The organism is Bacillus sp. JZ34 (assembly GCF_053903205.1).
Genome location: NZ_CP096403.1, coordinates 1,328,161 through 1,342,655 on the forward strand (window position 1 = coordinate 1,328,161; position 14,495 = coordinate 1,342,655).

At 47.7% G+C, this 14,495-nt stretch carries 12 protein-coding genes and 1 other annotated feature; of the genes, 11 read left to right on the plus strand and 1 reads right to left on the minus strand.

Translation table 11 applies throughout. From position 1 onward, the window contains the following. Window positions 1-105: 105 nt before the first annotated feature. The gene (gene gdhA / locus M1D90_RS06710; protein WP_026579124.1) at window positions 106-1,488 is read left to right on the plus strand and encodes an NADP-specific glutamate dehydrogenase; all 1,383 of its coding nucleotides are present in this window, start codon (window positions 106-108) and stop codon (window positions 1,486-1,488) included. A gap of 44 nt (window positions 1,489-1,532) precedes the next feature. On the opposite strand, the gene M1D90_RS06715 is transcribed toward gdhA, so the two are convergent. Continuing rightward, the gene (locus M1D90_RS06715) at window positions 1,533-1,757 is read right to left on the minus strand and encodes a hypothetical protein (RefSeq protein ID WP_081691800.1); all 225 of its coding nucleotides are present in this window, start codon (window positions 1,755-1,757) and stop codon (window positions 1,533-1,535) included. Between the two features lie 458 nt (window positions 1,758-2,215). On the opposite strand from M1D90_RS06715, the gene ilvE reads away from it, so the two are divergent. The 10 genes from ilvE (at window position 2,216) to tig (ending at window position 14,229) form a co-directional block, all read left to right on the plus strand. Further along, window positions 2,216-3,130 (plus strand): branched-chain-amino-acid transaminase, encoded by a 915-nt coding sequence (gene ilvE, locus M1D90_RS06720; protein ID WP_023855438.1) that lies wholly within the window; start codon window positions 2,216-2,218, stop codon window positions 3,128-3,130. Window positions 3,131-3,134: 4 nt separating this feature from the next. Continuing rightward, window positions 3,135-3,396, plus strand: a binding site (T-box leader). A gap of 156 nt (window positions 3,397-3,552) precedes the next feature. After that, entirely contained in the window at window positions 3,553-5,277 is a 1,725-nt protein-coding gene (gene ilvB, locus M1D90_RS06725; RefSeq protein ID WP_145624175.1) for an acetolactate synthase large subunit, read from the plus strand. Beyond that, the gene (gene ilvN, locus M1D90_RS06730; RefSeq protein WP_020452477.1) at window positions 5,274-5,792 is read left to right on the plus strand and encodes an acetolactate synthase small subunit; all 519 of its coding nucleotides are present in this window, start codon (window positions 5,274-5,276) and stop codon (window positions 5,790-5,792) included. Before ilvB ends, ilvN begins: the two co-directional genes overlap by 4 nt. Window positions 5,793-5,815: 23 nt before the next feature. Further along, entirely contained in the window at window positions 5,816-6,844 is a 1,029-nt protein-coding gene (ilvC, locus tag M1D90_RS06735; protein WP_020452476.1) for a ketol-acid reductoisomerase, read from the plus strand. Next, a complete protein-coding gene (locus M1D90_RS06740; protein WP_023855436.1) occupies window positions 6,831-8,387 on the plus strand; it encodes a 2-isopropylmalate synthase in 1,557 nt (518 codons plus the stop codon). Before ilvC ends, M1D90_RS06740 begins: the two co-directional genes overlap by 14 nt. A 27-nt stretch (window positions 8,388-8,414) precedes the next feature. Further along, window positions 8,415-9,527: a 3-isopropylmalate dehydrogenase gene (gene leuB, locus M1D90_RS06745; protein ID WP_023855435.1), complete on the plus strand. Its 1,113-nt coding sequence runs from the start codon at window positions 8,415-8,417 to the stop codon at window positions 9,525-9,527. Window positions 9,528-9,560: 33 nt separating this feature from the next. Then, complete coding sequence (leuC, locus tag M1D90_RS06750) at window positions 9,561-10,979, plus strand: 3-isopropylmalate dehydratase large subunit (RefSeq protein ID WP_456283247.1); 1,419 nt, start codon at window positions 9,561-9,563, stop codon at window positions 10,977-10,979. A gap of 12 nt (window positions 10,980-10,991) precedes the next feature. After that, window positions 10,992-11,591 (plus strand): 3-isopropylmalate dehydratase small subunit, encoded by a 600-nt coding sequence (leuD, locus tag M1D90_RS06755; protein WP_026579127.1) that lies wholly within the window; start codon window positions 10,992-10,994, stop codon window positions 11,589-11,591. 129 nt (window positions 11,592-11,720) lie between these two features. Continuing rightward, window positions 11,721-12,728: a DNA damage checkpoint antagonist DdcA gene (gene ddcA / locus M1D90_RS06760; protein WP_023855434.1), complete on the plus strand. Its 1,008-nt coding sequence runs from the start codon at window positions 11,721-11,723 to the stop codon at window positions 12,726-12,728. A 226-nt stretch (window positions 12,729-12,954) separates the two neighbouring features. Further along, window positions 12,955-14,229, plus strand: a complete 1,275-nt coding sequence (tig, locus tag M1D90_RS06765; protein ID WP_456283249.1) for a trigger factor — start codon at window positions 12,955-12,957, stop codon at window positions 14,227-14,229. The last annotated feature ends 266 nt before the right edge of the window (window positions 14,230-14,495 follow it).

Below are 14,495 nucleotides of genomic sequence, written 5' to 3' on the forward strand. Positions count from 1 at the left end.
TGTTTTTCAGATTGATGTAAATGGGGCATTGGTTGTAAAATTTACCATGTAGAAAATCTTACAACGTTCGTTCTGCTTTTATTTTAGAAAGGGAGCTGAAGAAAGATGCAAACGCTAGAAAAAATGGAGCAAACAAATGTTCAGATGGCGAGAGATTATGTGACAAAAGCATACGAGACAGTGCGGCAGCGAAATCTTCACGAAAGCGAATTTCTTCAAGCTGTAAAAGAAATTTTCGATTCCCTCGTCCCTGTATTGGCAAGACATCCAAAGTATATCGAACACCGCATTCTTGAAAGGATTGCAGAGCCTGAACGGATGATCACCTTCAGGGTGCCGTGGGTCGATGATGAAGGCAATATCCAGGTTAACAGGGGATACCGGGTTCAATTTAACAGCGCAATCGGTCCGTATAAAGGCGGCATCCGTTTTCATCCTTCTGTAAATGCGAGCATTATTAAATTTTTGGGCTTCGAACAAATTTTTAAAAATTCTTTGACCGGCCAGCCAATCGGCGGCGGAAAAGGCGGGGCTGATTTTGATCCGAAGGGCAAGTCTGACAGGGAGATCATGAGTTTTACGCAAAGCTTCATGAATGAACTGTATAGACATATCGGACCGGACACGGATATCCCTGCCGGTGATATTGGTGTCGGAGCTAGGGAAGTCGGGTTTATGTTCGGACAGTATAAAAAGATTCGGGGCCGCTATGATGCAGGTGTGTTAACAGGCAAAGGCCTTGAATACGGGGGCAGTTTGACGAGGAAAGAAGCGACAGGGTACGGTCTGGTTTATTTCGTAGAAGAAATGCTGAAGGATCAGGGGCTGCGTTTTGAAAACAGCACCGTTGTCGTCTCCGGTTCAGGCAATGTCGCGCTGTATGCGATGGAAAAAGCCGCTCAATTCGGCGCAAAAGTAGTGGCCTGCAGTGATTCTGACGGCTATGTCTATGACGAAAAAGGCATCAGCCTTGAGACGGTGAAGCGGCTTAAAGAAAGCGGGAACGGAAGGATTCGCGAGTATGTCAGCGAGCATCCGGAAGCACACTATTTCGAAGGATGCTCCGGCATTTGGTCTATTCCGTGCGATATCGCGCTTCCGTGCGCGACCCAGAACGAAATTGACGAAGAGGCGGCCGGAGTGCTCATTTCAAATGGGGTCAAAGCCGTCGGAGAAGGGGCGAATATGCCGTCTGAAGAGGGCGCCGTCAAACGCTTTTTGGATGCGGGGGTTCTTTTCGGGCCGGCTAAGGCTGCAAATGCCGGCGGTGTGGCCGTTTCAGCGCTCGAAATGGCGCAGAACAGCGCACGGCTCCACTGGACGGCGGAAGAAACGGATGAGAAGCTCAGAATGATCATGACCGATATTTACAAGAGAAGCGTTGAAGCGGCTTCAGAATACGGACGTCCCGGCAATCTGCTTGACGGCTGCAATATAGCCGGATTTATTAAAGTGGCGGATGCGATGATCGCTCAGGGAGTCGTTTAACCGTAAAAAGAGAGAGCAAAATGCTCTCTCTTTTTTGTGCTTTGTTAATCTTCTCTGAATCCACCGGTAAAGCCGTGCACAGCGGGAACGGAAATTCCCGGATAGCTGATGCTGAATCCGAGAGTCGGAGTGGTGAACACTCCGCCGTACGGATAATAGGTATAGGGCCCGTGTGCTGAAGGATTATAGACATAAGTAGTCGGATAACCGAAGTATCCCGGGTATTGGCGCACGCGGGGATCAGAGTATGGAGGAAAGGTGCGGTACATCATATTCACCCGTTTCTTTTTGGATTAACAGCAGTTTATGTAAAAAATCGTAAAATGGAGTCTGTACACAAATGTGGTAAAAAATCTAACCTTCCGGGATGAAATTTCAAAAAGTTGTCAGTCATAAAATCTAACAAAACTGTATAAAACACCAGTTTTTTTATGTAATCTTTATAGATTGCATAAAAAATTTCAAATTGTTTTTCAATTTTGCATTTCCTTTTATATCAATTATGTAAGCGTATACAAGTAGATTGATTAATCGAAATTGTCTAATAATTTTAAAAAATACGGTTGACACTGCATGTAAAGGGGCGTAATATGAGTTCAAACAAAAGAACAAATCACTTGAAAACTTTTCATCTTTCCCGGGAATGACAGCGGGAAAACGGGTTCCCGCATTATCGATTTTTAACCGTTTAAAGCGTTCATTTACAACAGAAAGGTGTGCTAGAGGGATGGGGGACCAGAAAGACCAGTGGATCTTCCTAAACGACAAACTCGTTAAAAAAGAAGACGCTAAAATATCAGTCTATGATCACGGATTTTTATACGGGGACGGCGTGTTTGAAGGGATCAGGGTATACGACGGCAACATCTTCAGAATGAAAGAGCACATGGACCGCCTCTACGATTCTGCGAGATCGATCATGCTGGAGATTCCATATCAGCAGGAAGAACTGACACAGCACGTTCTCAAAACAGTCGAAAAAAACGGGCTTAAAGACGCTTACATCCGCTTGGTCGTTTCAAGAGGAGCAGGTGACCTCGGACTCGATCCAAACAATTGTTCACACCCGAGTGTCATTATAATTGTCGAACCATTGGCAATATTCCCGAAACACTTATATGAAACGGGAATTGACATCGTTACGGTTCCGACAAGAAGAAACAGACCTGATGTGCTGAGCCCTAAAGTGAAATCGCTGAACTATTTAAACAATATTCTTGTCCGGATCGAGGCGCACATGGCGGGCGTGACAGAAGCGCTCATGCTCAATGATCAAGGCTATGTCGCCGAAGGTTCTGCGGATAACGTATTTATTTATAAAAGCGGAAAGCTTTTGACGCCTCCGGGCTATATCGGAGCGCTTGAAGGAATCACTCGGAATGCCATTATCGAAATAGCGCAGGAGCTCGGCTATGAAGTGAAGGAGGAGCCGTTTACCCGCCATGACGTATACACAGCCGACGAAGTGTTTTTAACCGGAACGGCTGCAGAAGTCATCGCGGTCGTTAAAGTTGACGGCCGCAAGATCGGGGACGGCAAACCGGGAGTCCACACAAACCGGATGCTTGAAAAGTTCCGCGAGCGCGTCGTCCGTGAAGGGATAAAAGTCAGCCTCGAAGATCAAAGCTTAAGTGTCAGTTGAATAAAGACAAACGTTGAAGAGGATAAGTAACAGCGGAAACGCCGCCTGCAGAGAGCCGGGATTGCTGGAAACCGGTGACGGCCTCCGCTTGTGAACTCCCCTCTGAGTGTCAGCCTGAACGACTTCCAAGTTTAGTAAGGCTGGCCGGGTGAACGTCACGAAGGTTCACTCGTTATTAAACCGGATAAGCGATTATCCATAAGGCGGCTTTCGAAAGCCGCGAACAAGGGTGGTACCGCGGAAAGAAAAGCCTTTTCGCCCCTTTGGCCTGCAAGGTGTGCAGCGTCAACAGTGGGCGGGAAGGCTTTTTTTAGCTGCAAAAGCAGATTGGAAACATGCTTTGCGGCATATATACATGAATTATTTTTAAAAAACCACGTGAATGAACAGTGATGATGATCACTTGATAAGGAGGAAGAAAAATGGGGACGAATGTACAGTTGGATGCTGAAAATGCCCAATGTACACAAACAATGGCAGGGGCGTCAATGCTGATTGAGGCTTTAAAAAAGGAAAATGTCGAAGTGATCTACGGGTATCCCGGCGGTGCGGTCCTGTCGATTTATGACAAACTCTACGGATCGGGGATGTTTCATGTACTAACGCGCCATGAACAAGGCGCTATCCACGCAGCCGAAGGATATGCGAGGATTTCGGGGAAACCGGGTGTCGTCATCGCCACATCCGGTCCGGGAGCGACCAACCTTGTAACGGGTCTGGCCGACGCGATGATCGATTCATTGCCTCTCGTCGTATTCACCGGTCAGGTTGCGACCTCGGTTATCGGATCTGACGCATTTCAAGAAGCTGATGTCATCGGAATTACGATGCCGATTACAAAGCACAGCTACCAGGTTCGCCATGCAGAAGATCTGCCGAGAATTATTAAAGAAGCATTTCATATCGCAACAACAGGAAGACCGGGCCCCGTTTTAATCGATATTCCTAAAGACATCGCCGTTGTAGAAGGAGAATTCCGCTACGACCATGAGATTCACCTTCCTGGCTATCAGCCGACGAAGGAACCGAATTATCTGCAGATCAGAAAGCTTGTGGAAGCGGTCAGTGCAGCGAAAAAGCCGGTAATTTTAGCGGGCGCGGGCGTCTTGCACGGGAAAGCGTCAGAAGAATTAAAAAATTATGTCGAACAGCAGCAAATTCCGGTGGCGCATACGCTGTTAGGCTTGGGAGGATTTCCAGCCGACCATCCGCTTTTCCTCGGGATGGCCGGAATGCACGGAACGTATGCGGCCAACATGGCTCTGTATGAAAGCGATCTGTTAATCAGCATCGGTGCGAGATTCGATGATCGGGTCACAGGAAACTTGAAGCATTTTGCAAAATATGCGAAAGTCGCTCACATTGACATCGATCCGGCTGAAATCGGCAAAATCGTTCATACGCACATTCCGGTTGTCGGCGACAGCAAGCTTGTACTGACAGAGCTGATCAAGCAAAACGGCAAACCGAGCGATTCCGATGAATGGAAAAAGCAGCTTGCTGACTGGAAAAACGAATATCCGCTCTGGTATGAAGAGAATGAAGCAGAAGGATTCAAACCGCAGAAGCTGATCGAATATATCCACCGCTATACAGAAGGTGAAGCTATTTTAACGACGGACGTCGGACAGCATCAAATGTGGGCCGCGCAATTTTATCAGTTCCAAAAAGCCGACAGGTGGGTCACTTCCGGCGGGCTCGGCACGATGGGCTTCGGACTTCCGGCGGCAATCGGGGCACAGCTTGCGGATAAGGATGCGACAGTTGTATCGATACTCGGCGACGGAGGATTCCAGATGACACTGCAGGAGCTGTCCGTCATTCGCGATCTGAACCTTCCGATCAAAGTCGTGGTCTTAAACAACCGCTGCCTCGGAATGGTCCGGCAATGGCAGGAGATCTTTTACGATGAGCGCTATTCACACTCCAAGTTCGCATCACAGCCTGATTTTATCAAGCTGTCTGAAGCATACGGCATCAAAGGTGTCCGAATCACATCTGAAAAAGAAGCGGAAGAAAAGCTGGAAGCGGCGCTAACGTCGAATGAACCGGTGGTCATCGATGTTCAGGTTGCACAAGCTGAAAAAGTATTTCCAATGGTTGCGCCTGGAAAAGGGCTGCACGAAATGGTGGGGGTGAAACCTTGAAAAGAATCATCACGCTGACGGTTTTGAATCAAAGCGGCGTCTTAAACAGAATTACAGGGTTGTTTACAAAACGGCATTACAACATTGAAAGCATTACCGTCGGCCACACCGAAACAGCGGGGATTTCCAGGATCACGTTTGTCGTGCATGTGGCAGATGAAAAAGAAACGGAACAGCTGACAAAACAATTAAACAAACAGATTGATGTACTGAAAGTCACGGATATTACAAATCAATCGATCGTCCAAAGAGAGCTGGCATTAATCAGGGTGGTTTCCCCTCCGTCGAGCAGGGCGGAAATAAACGGCGTCATTGAACCGTTTCGGGCGACTGTCGTCGATGTCGCAAAAGACAGCGTCGTGATTCAAGTGACGGGGGAATCAAGCAAGATCGAAGCCCTGATCGAACTGTTGAAACCATACGGGATTAAAGAGGTTGCCAGAACAGGCACCACGGCCTTTGCGAGGGGAACCCAGCAAAAGCCGTCCTCTATTAAAACAATATCTATTGTATAAAACATAAAAAGGGAGAGATTGAAATGGTAAAAGTATATTATAACGGTGATATCAAAGAAAACGTATTGGCAGGCAAAAAAGTAGCGGTAATCGGATACGGCTCTCAAGGCCATGCGCACGCACTGAACCTGAAAGAAAGCGGAGTGGACGTCATTGTCGGCGTCAGAAAAGGGAAATCCTTTGCTAAAGCAGAGGAAGACGGCCATCAAGTTTTCACGGTAAGAGAAGCGGCAGAACAGGCCGACATCGTTATGGTGCTTCTTCCGGATGAACAGCAGCAAAAAGTGTATGAAGCGGAAATTAAAGACGGACTTCAAGCGGGCAATTCACTCGTATTCGCCCACGGATTCAACGTTCATTTCCATCAGATCGTGCCTCCGGCAGATGTTGACGTATTCCTTGTCGCTCCTAAAGGACCGGGACATCTTGTCAGAAGAACGTTTGAACAAGGTGCAGGGGTTCCGGCGCTGTTTGCGATCTATCAGGATGTCACAGGGGAAGCGAAAGACAAAGCCCTTGCTTATGCTAAAGCGATCGGCGGAGCAAGAGCCGGTGTTCTTGAAACAACATTTAAAGAAGAAACTGAAACCGATCTTTTCGGTGAACAGGCGGTGCTGTGCGGAGGATTGACTTCCCTTGTCAAAGCAGGATTCGAAACGCTGACAGAAGCGGGCTATCAGCCTGAACTCGCATACTTCGAGTGTCTGCACGAGCTGAAGCTCATCGTCGACTTGATGTATGAAGAAGGTTTAGCAGGCATGAGATATTCGATTTCAGACACAGCGCAGTGGGGAGATTTCGTATCAGGCCCGCGCGTCGTCGATGAGAAGGTAAAAGCATCAATGAAAGAAGTATTGAAAGACATCCAAAACGGTACATTCGCGAAAGAATGGATCGTCGAAAACCAAGTCAACCGTCCGCGTTTCAACGCCATCAATACAAGCGAAAACGAACACGAAATCGAAGTGGTCGGAAGAAAGCTTCGCGAAATGATGCCGTTTGTCAAGCAGGGCAAGAAGAAGGAAGCGGTGGTAGCCGGTGCGAAAAATTAACTTTTTTGATACGACACTCCGTGACGGTGAGCAGTCGCCGGGCGTTAATTTAAACACGCAGGAGAAGCTGGCGATCGCCCAGCAGCTTGAAAAACTCGGGGTCAACATTATGGAAGCGGGTTTCCCCGCTTCATCCCCCGGGGATTTCAACGCAGTAAAAGAAATCGCAAGGACGATTAAAAACTGTTCGGTAACGGGGCTTGCCCGCTCTGTCAAAGGAGATATCGATTCGGCGTGGGAAGCGCTCAAAGACGGGGCTGAACCAAGGCTTCACATTTTTATCGCCACTTCTGACATCCATTTAAAATATAAGCTGAAAAAAACGCGCGAACAGGTTCTGGAACAGGCGGTCGCAATGGTGAAATACGCCAAAGAACGCTTCCCGATCGTCCAGTGGTCTGCCGAAGATGCGTGCCGGACCGACCTTCCGTTTTTAGCCGAGATCGTCAGCGAAGTGATCGCCGCGGGAGCGGACGTCGTCAATCTTCCGGATACGGTCGGTTATTTAGCGCCCGCCGAGTACGGAAATATCTTCCGCTATATTAAAGAAAATGCCCGCAATGCTGACAAAGTCACGCTTTCAGCCCATTGCCACGATGATTTAGGCATGGCTGTCGCCAACTCTTTGGCTGCGATTGAAAACGGAGCGGATCAAGTCGAATCGGTCATCAACGGCATAGGCGAAAGAGCGGGGAACGCCTCTCTGGAAGAAATCGCCGTCGCCCTCTATCTCCGAAAAGATTTCTACCAGGCGGAATCAACGATTCAGCTGAATGAGATTAAGCGGACAAGTGATTTAGTGAGCAAACTGACCGGCATGGCCGTGCCGCGGAACAAAGCGGTCGTCGGCGATAATGCCTTTGCCCACGAATCAGGCATTCACCAGGACGGCTTCTTAAAAGAAAAAACAACATATGAAATTATTTCTCCGGAGCTTGTCGGCGTAAAAACGGATGCGCTTGTCCTCGGAAAGCATTCAGGGCGCCACGCATTTAAAGATAAGCTGCAAAACCTCGGATTCCAGTTTGGAGAAGAAGAAGTCAATAAATTTTTTAACATCTTTAAAGAACTTACCGGCAAGAAAAAGGAATTTACGGATGAAGATCTCATCTCGCTGATTCTCGAGGAGAAAACGGCAGACCGCAAAATCGGCTATGAATTTATTTCGCTGCAGGTTCATTACGGCACCTCGCAGGTTCCGACAGCAACGGTTTCCCTTAAAGATCAGGAAACGGATCAGATCATCCAGGAAGCGGCGACCGGAGCGGGAAGTGTTGAAGCGGTGTACAACACGCTGAAGCGCTGTATGGATAAAGAAGTCCAGCTCCTTGATTACCGGATTCAATCCAATCGCAAGGGACAGGATGCATTCGCGCAAGTATACGTCAGGGTGATGATCGACGGAAAAGAATCCGGAGGACGCGGAGTCGCCCAGGATGTTCTCGAAGCATCTGCCAAAGCTTACTTGAACGCAGTGAACCGCTATCTTGTATTGAAGACGAATACGGAAGGATTGTCAAAACAGGCGGCTGTAGGATCATAACAGTAATAAGGAAGGAGTTTGTTGAATTTGAAAAAACGAATCGCACTTTTGCCCGGTGACGGAATTGGTCCCGAAGTATTGGACGCGGCTGTTGATGTGCTGAAAAGCGTTGCTGAACATTATCAGCATGAATTCGAATTTGAATACGGCCTGATCGGCGGAGCGGCAATTGATGAGGCGGGAGCGCCGCTTCCCGAGGAAACTGTCGCCGCTTGCAAAGCTGCGGACGCCATTTTGCTCGGAGCAGTAGGCGGGCCGAAATGGGATCAAAATCCTTCTGAGCTGAGGCCTGAAAAAGGGCTGCTCGCCATCCGCAAGCAGCTCGATCTTTTTGCCAATCTGCGGCCTGTTAAAGTATTTGAAAGCCTTGCGGGGGCTTCTCCGTTAAAAGCTGAATATATCGAAGGTGTTGACTTTGTCATCGTTCGCGAGCTGACGGGCGGCCTGTATTTCGGAAAGCCTAGCGAGCAGTACGTCAATCAGAACGGCGAGGAAGAAGCCGTTGACACGCTGTTTTATAAAAAGTCGGAAATGGAAAGGGTCATCAGGGAGGCCTTCCAAATGGCGCAGAGACGAAAAGGCAAAGTGACCTCTGTTGATAAAGCGAACGTCCTTGAGTCAAGCAAACTATGGCGCAAGACGGCGGAAGAAGTAGCGAAAGAGTTTCCTGACGTCAAGCTTGAGCACATGCTCGTCGACAATGCAGCGATGCAGCTCATTTATGCGCCTGGACAGTTTGACATTATCGTGACTGAAAACATGTTCGGCGATATTTTAAGCGATGAAGCATCGATGCTGACCGGGTCGCTCGGCATGCTGCCGTCGGCAAGCTTATCAAGCTCCGGACTTCATCTATATGAACCTGTCCACGGCTCGGCCCCTGATATCGCGGGACAGAACATTGCCAATCCGCTTGCGGCGATCTTGTCCGCGGCTATGATGCTCAGGACGTCATTCGGTCTTGAAGCTGAAGCGAAAGCTGTTGAACACGCAGTTGATCAAGTTCTCCGGGCAGGTAAGCGGACGAAGGACCTGGCAAAAGGATCGGAACATTCCACGACTCAATCGATTACAGGGGAAGTAAAAGCTGCGCTGGCAGACGACAATGCCATTTCAAACATCATGACCGCTTACGTTTAAGGAAAATGGATATTGGTAGAGGGAGGAAGAAAGATGATGCCTCGAACGATCATCGAAAAAATTTGGGATCAACACGTGATTAAAAAAGGTGAAGGGAAGCCTGACCTTCTCTATATCGATCTGCATCTGATACACGAGGTAACGTCACCCCAGGCCTTTGAAGGCCTAAGGCAAAAGAATAGAAAAGTCAGACGGCCTCAAAATACGTTTGCCACAATGGACCACAACATTCCGACTGTCAATCGGTTTGAGATTAAAGATGATGTCGCCAAACGGCAGGTCAGTGCGCTCGAACGGAATTGCGAAGAATTCGGCATCCGCCTCGCAGACTTGTCAAGCGTCGACCAGGGGATCGTCCATGTCATCGGGCCTGAACTGGGGCTGACGCTGCCGGGCAAAACGATCGTTTGCGGAGACAGTCATACATCTACACACGGAGCGTTTGGTGCGCTCGCTTTCGGAATCGGAACGAGCGAGGTGGAGCACGTCTTGTCAACGCAGACGCTTTGGCAGCAAAAACCGAAGACGCTGGAAATCCGCGTTGACGGCAAACTGCAAAAAGGAGTGACGGCTAAAGACGTCATTCTGGCGGTCATCGGAAAATACGGGGTTAAATTCGGTGCGGGTTATGTCATTGAATATACCGGCGAAGTATTCCGAAACATGTCGATGGACGAACGGATGACGGTGTGCAACATGTCAATCGAAGCTGGGGCAAGAGCAGGATTGATTGCACCGGATGAAACAACATTTGAATATGTCAAAACGAAAAAATATGCGCCAAAAGGCGAAGAGTTTGAGAAAGCTGTAGAAGAGTGGAAGAATCTGAGAACCGATCCGGGGGCGGTCTACGACCGGACGATCTTGATGGACGGAAGCGCGATTTCACCGATGGTGACGTGGGGCATCAACCCTGGCATGGTGCTGCCGGTTGATGAAGCGATTCCGGGCCCTGAGGCCTTCTCTCAGGAAGACGATAAAAAAGAAGCGCAGCGCGCATATGAATATATGGGTCTTGAACCATATAAAAAAATCGAGGACATTACAATCGAGCACGTCTTTATCGGTTCATGCACCAACTCGCGCATGACAGATCTTCGCCAGGCTGCTGAAATGATAAAAGGCCAAAAAGTCGCCGACGGCGTCAGAGCGATCGTCGTTCCCGGCTCGCAAAGCGTCAAAATTCAAGCTGAAAATGAAGGGCTTCACGAGATTTTCATCGAAGCGGGTTTTGAATGGAGAGAATCGGGATGCAGCATGTGTTTGAGCATGAACAACGATGTTGTCCCTGAAGGAGAGCGCTGTGCTTCCACTTCCAACCGCAATTTTGAAGGCAGACAGGGCAAAGGGGCCAGGACGCATCTCGTCAGCCCGGCGATGGCCGCGATGGCCGCGATTCACGGACGCTTTGTCGATGTCAGAAAATATTACCAAGAGACAACAGCTGTATAGAGGAGTGACAAGATGGAGCCATTAAAGACCCATACCGGAATAGCGGCGGTGCTAAACAGAATCAACGTAGACACGGACCAGATCATTCCGAAGCAATTTTTAAAGAGGATCGAAAGAACGGGATACGGCCGCTTTGCTTTCTTTGACTGGAGGTATTTGGATAACGGCGATCCAAACCCTGATTTTGAGCTGAACCGGCCGGAATACAAAGGCGCTTCGATTTTAATCGCCGGCGAAAATTTCGGCTGCGGCTCTTCAAGGGAACACGCCCCATGGGCGCTAGACGACTACGGATTTAAAATCATTATCGCGCCGTCTTTTGCCGATATCTTTCACCAGAACTGTTTCAAAAACGGCATGCTGCCGATCCGCCTTCCTTACGAGACGTGGAAAGTGCTTGCTGAACAGTATGAACATCAGTCTTTGCCGATGACTGTCGATCTTGAAAAACAGACGATAACAGACCACGCCGGGCAGCAGATTGCATTTGAGGTCGATCCGCATTGGAAAGAGATGCTGCTGAACGGTTACGATGAAATTTCTTTAACATTGCTCCTTGAAGAAGAAATCGAACAATTTGAGAAACAGAGAAGTTCTTGGTTGCAAGCATAAAAAAGCTGTCCGATGTAGATCGGAGGCTTTTTTTGCTGAAGGCAGCATACTGCCGCCGGTTCTTTCTTGTGTTTAGCGGGCCGGGTTGATACACTTGTTAAAAAATAAGTGCCTGAAAGGAACTTAGAAATGAAGCATGACAAGAAAAACTCGAAGATCATCCCGTTCCCGAACGTTAAGGAGCGTTTAGTGCACAAAGGGATGGCCGCGCTTAAAGAAAAGAATTACCATGAAGCGCTCAGGCTGTTTTCTGAAGCGAAGCGCTATGATGACGAGGAATCGGATATTTATCTGGGAATGGCCATCTGCCTGCTGGAAATCGGCGAGCTTGAAGAAGCGAAAGGCATCTGTGAAAAAATGCTGAAAGAAGGCCACGGCCATTATTTTACCGTTTTACAAGTCTATATGACGATTTTAATCCAGCTCAGACAATACGAAAAAGTAAAAGAAACGATTGAAGCTGTACTCGAAGAAAATAAGCTGCCTCCTGAAAGCGCGGAACAGTTTTATAAACTGCTTGATTTCAGCCGCAAGATGACGGAAGACCCCGGACCTGAGGATATCACCGAAGACCTTCCCGAGACGGAGGAGGTTGATCAGGAAAGGCTTTTGAATGACACGGAAGAGCAGGTTAAGCTTCTTCACGGACTGAAGGACCGCAATCTGACAAGCTATATCGGCTTGTTGAAAACAATTTTGCAAAATCCGAGCGCGCATCCTGTCGTAAAAACGATGATTCTCCAGCTTTTGGCCGAGTCAGACCATGAAAAGCCGACACTTGTCGCAAAATTTGGCGATTCGATGACAATTAATCCGACAGAGACAGTCAAGCCGGATGATATGCCGATATTAAAGCATGTTCTGAGCGTGCTGGATGACACGCTGGGGAATGAAAATCCCACGCTGTACCAAGCGGTCGAAGAGCTGTGGAGAAGGCATATTTACGTCCTCTATCCGTTTCAGCCGAAATACTCAAACCGCGAGCTCTGGGCTGCTGCGCTGCATAAAGTCGGATACGAAATGCACGGGATCGACATCGATAAAGAGGAGCTTCATATTCTCTATGAATTCAATGACAGACAGCTTGACGAGGCCTGCGCGCTCATCAAAGACATAGAAGAAATTTCTTATTTGTAAATGTTGAAAGCAGCGGGCATTGTGTTATAATATAGTGGTTGCATTTGTGAAAAACGGAAGTTGATCCGTTTGCCGCTTAAAGTTCATTATTTATCTTTGTATACATAATGATGGCTGTCAGAAACACATGAGCTGCACACAGTCGGCAGCTTGCGATGGACGTAGCCGTTTGTTTGTTTTAAAATGGAAAACCGACACAACCTGAATAGATTTTGGAGGGAAACACATGTCAGTAAAATGGGAAAAGCAAGAAGGAAACGAAGGCGTTTTAACGGTTGAGGTAGATGCCGATACCTTTAATAAAGCCCTTGATGATGCATTTAAAAAAGTCGTAAAGCAAGTATCCATTCCTGGATTCCGCAAAGGGAAAGTACCGCGCGGTTTGTTTGAACAGCGTTTTGGTGTTGAGGCGCTTTATCAGGATGCGCTGGACATCCTGCTTCCTGTCGAGTATCCGAAAGCGGTAGAGGAAGCGGGCATTGAGCCTGTTGATCGCCCGGAAATCGATGTGGAAAAAATCGAAAAAGGCGAAAACCTGATCTTCACTGCGAAGGTAACGGTTAAGCCTGAAGTGAAACTTGGCGAATACAAAGGCCTTGGCATTGAAAAAGACGATACTGCCGTAACGGATGAAGACGTTCAAAATGAACTGAAGTCTCTTCAAGAGCGCCAGGCTGAACTCGTTGTAAAAGAAGACGGCAAAGTGGAAGAAGGGGACACTGTTGTTCTTGACTTCGAAGGATTCGTAGACGGCGAAGCGTTCGAAGGCGGAAAAGCGGAAAACTATTCCCTTGAAGTCGGTTCAGGCTCTTTCATTCCAGGTTTTGAAGATCAGCTTGTCGGACTTGAAGCCGGTGCTGAAAAAGACGTAGAAGTAACATTCCCTGAGGAATACCATGCGGAAGAGCTTGCGGGCAAACCTGCCGTATTCAAAGTGAAAATCCACGAAATCAAAGCGAAGGAGCTTCCTGAGCTTAATGACGAGTTTGCGAAAGATGTCGATGAGGAAGTTGAAACGCTTGCCGAGCTGACTGAAAAAACGAAAAAACGTCTCGAGGAAGCAAAAGAAAACGAAGCGGACGCTAAACTTCGCGAAGAGCTTGTCGTAAAAGCAGCTGAAAACGCTGAAGCTAACATTCCTCAAGCGATGATCGACACAGAGCTTGACCGCATGATGAAAGAATTCGAACAGCGTCTGCAAATGCAAGGCATGAACCTTGAGCTTTACTTCCAATTCTCAGGACAGGATGAAAACGCGCTGAAAGAGCAAATGAAAGAGGATGCTGAAAAACGCGTGAAATCCAACCTGACACTGGAAGCGATCGCCAAAGCTGAAAACCTTCAAGTCACTGACGAAGAAGTCGAAGAAGAGCTTTCTAAAATGGCTGAAGCGTACAACATGCCTGTTGAAAACATCAAACAAGCAATCGGTTCTACAGAAGGAATGAAAGAGGACTTAAAAGTTCGCAAAGCAATTGATTTTCTTGTAGAAAACCGTTAATATGTTTCATAATCATACTTTATATAAAACAGGGCGCGAATGTTTCGTGCCTTGTTTTATACAATTTTGACTTATCATCTTTTCTTTGGGAAAGGATAGATAATGTCGTTTTGATCAACATACATATTGAATATGCCGAACGGCAAACACAACGTTATCGCCTTTTTGGAAAGTGTGGTAAAATGCAATACATAATGGAACGAATGTTTTCAAGCGATGTTTCTTTTAACGAAGAAACAGGAATGACAAGGATATAAGGGGTGAAA

Bases quoted from the DNA above. Each gene is read 5' to 3' on its own strand.
- ilvC (WP_020452476.1), top strand. From the start codon at position 5,816: ATGGTAAAAGTATATTATAACGGTGATATCAAAGAAAACGTATTGGCA.
- gdhA (WP_026579124.1), top strand. From the start codon at position 106: ATGCAAACGCTAGAAAAAATGGAGCAAACAAATGTTCAGATGGCGAGA.
- ilvE (WP_023855438.1), top strand. From the start codon at position 2,216: ATGGGGGACCAGAAAGACCAGTGGATCTTCCTAAACGACAAACTCGTT.
- M1D90_RS06715 (WP_081691800.1), bottom strand. From the start codon at position 1,757: ATGTACCGCACCTTTCCTCCATACTCTGATCCCCGCGTGCGCCAATAC.
- tig (WP_456283249.1), top strand. From the start codon at position 12,955: ATGTCAGTAAAATGGGAAAAGCAAGAAGGAAACGAAGGCGTTTTAACG.
- ilvB (WP_145624175.1), top strand. From the start codon at position 3,553: ATGGGGACGAATGTACAGTTGGATGCTGAAAATGCCCAATGTACACAA.
- leuC (WP_456283247.1), top strand. From the start codon at position 9,561: ATGATGCCTCGAACGATCATCGAAAAAATTTGGGATCAACACGTGATT.
- leuD (WP_026579127.1), top strand. From the start codon at position 10,992: ATGGAGCCATTAAAGACCCATACCGGAATAGCGGCGGTGCTAAACAGA.
- ddcA (WP_023855434.1), top strand. From the start codon at position 11,721: ATGAAGCATGACAAGAAAAACTCGAAGATCATCCCGTTCCCGAACGTT.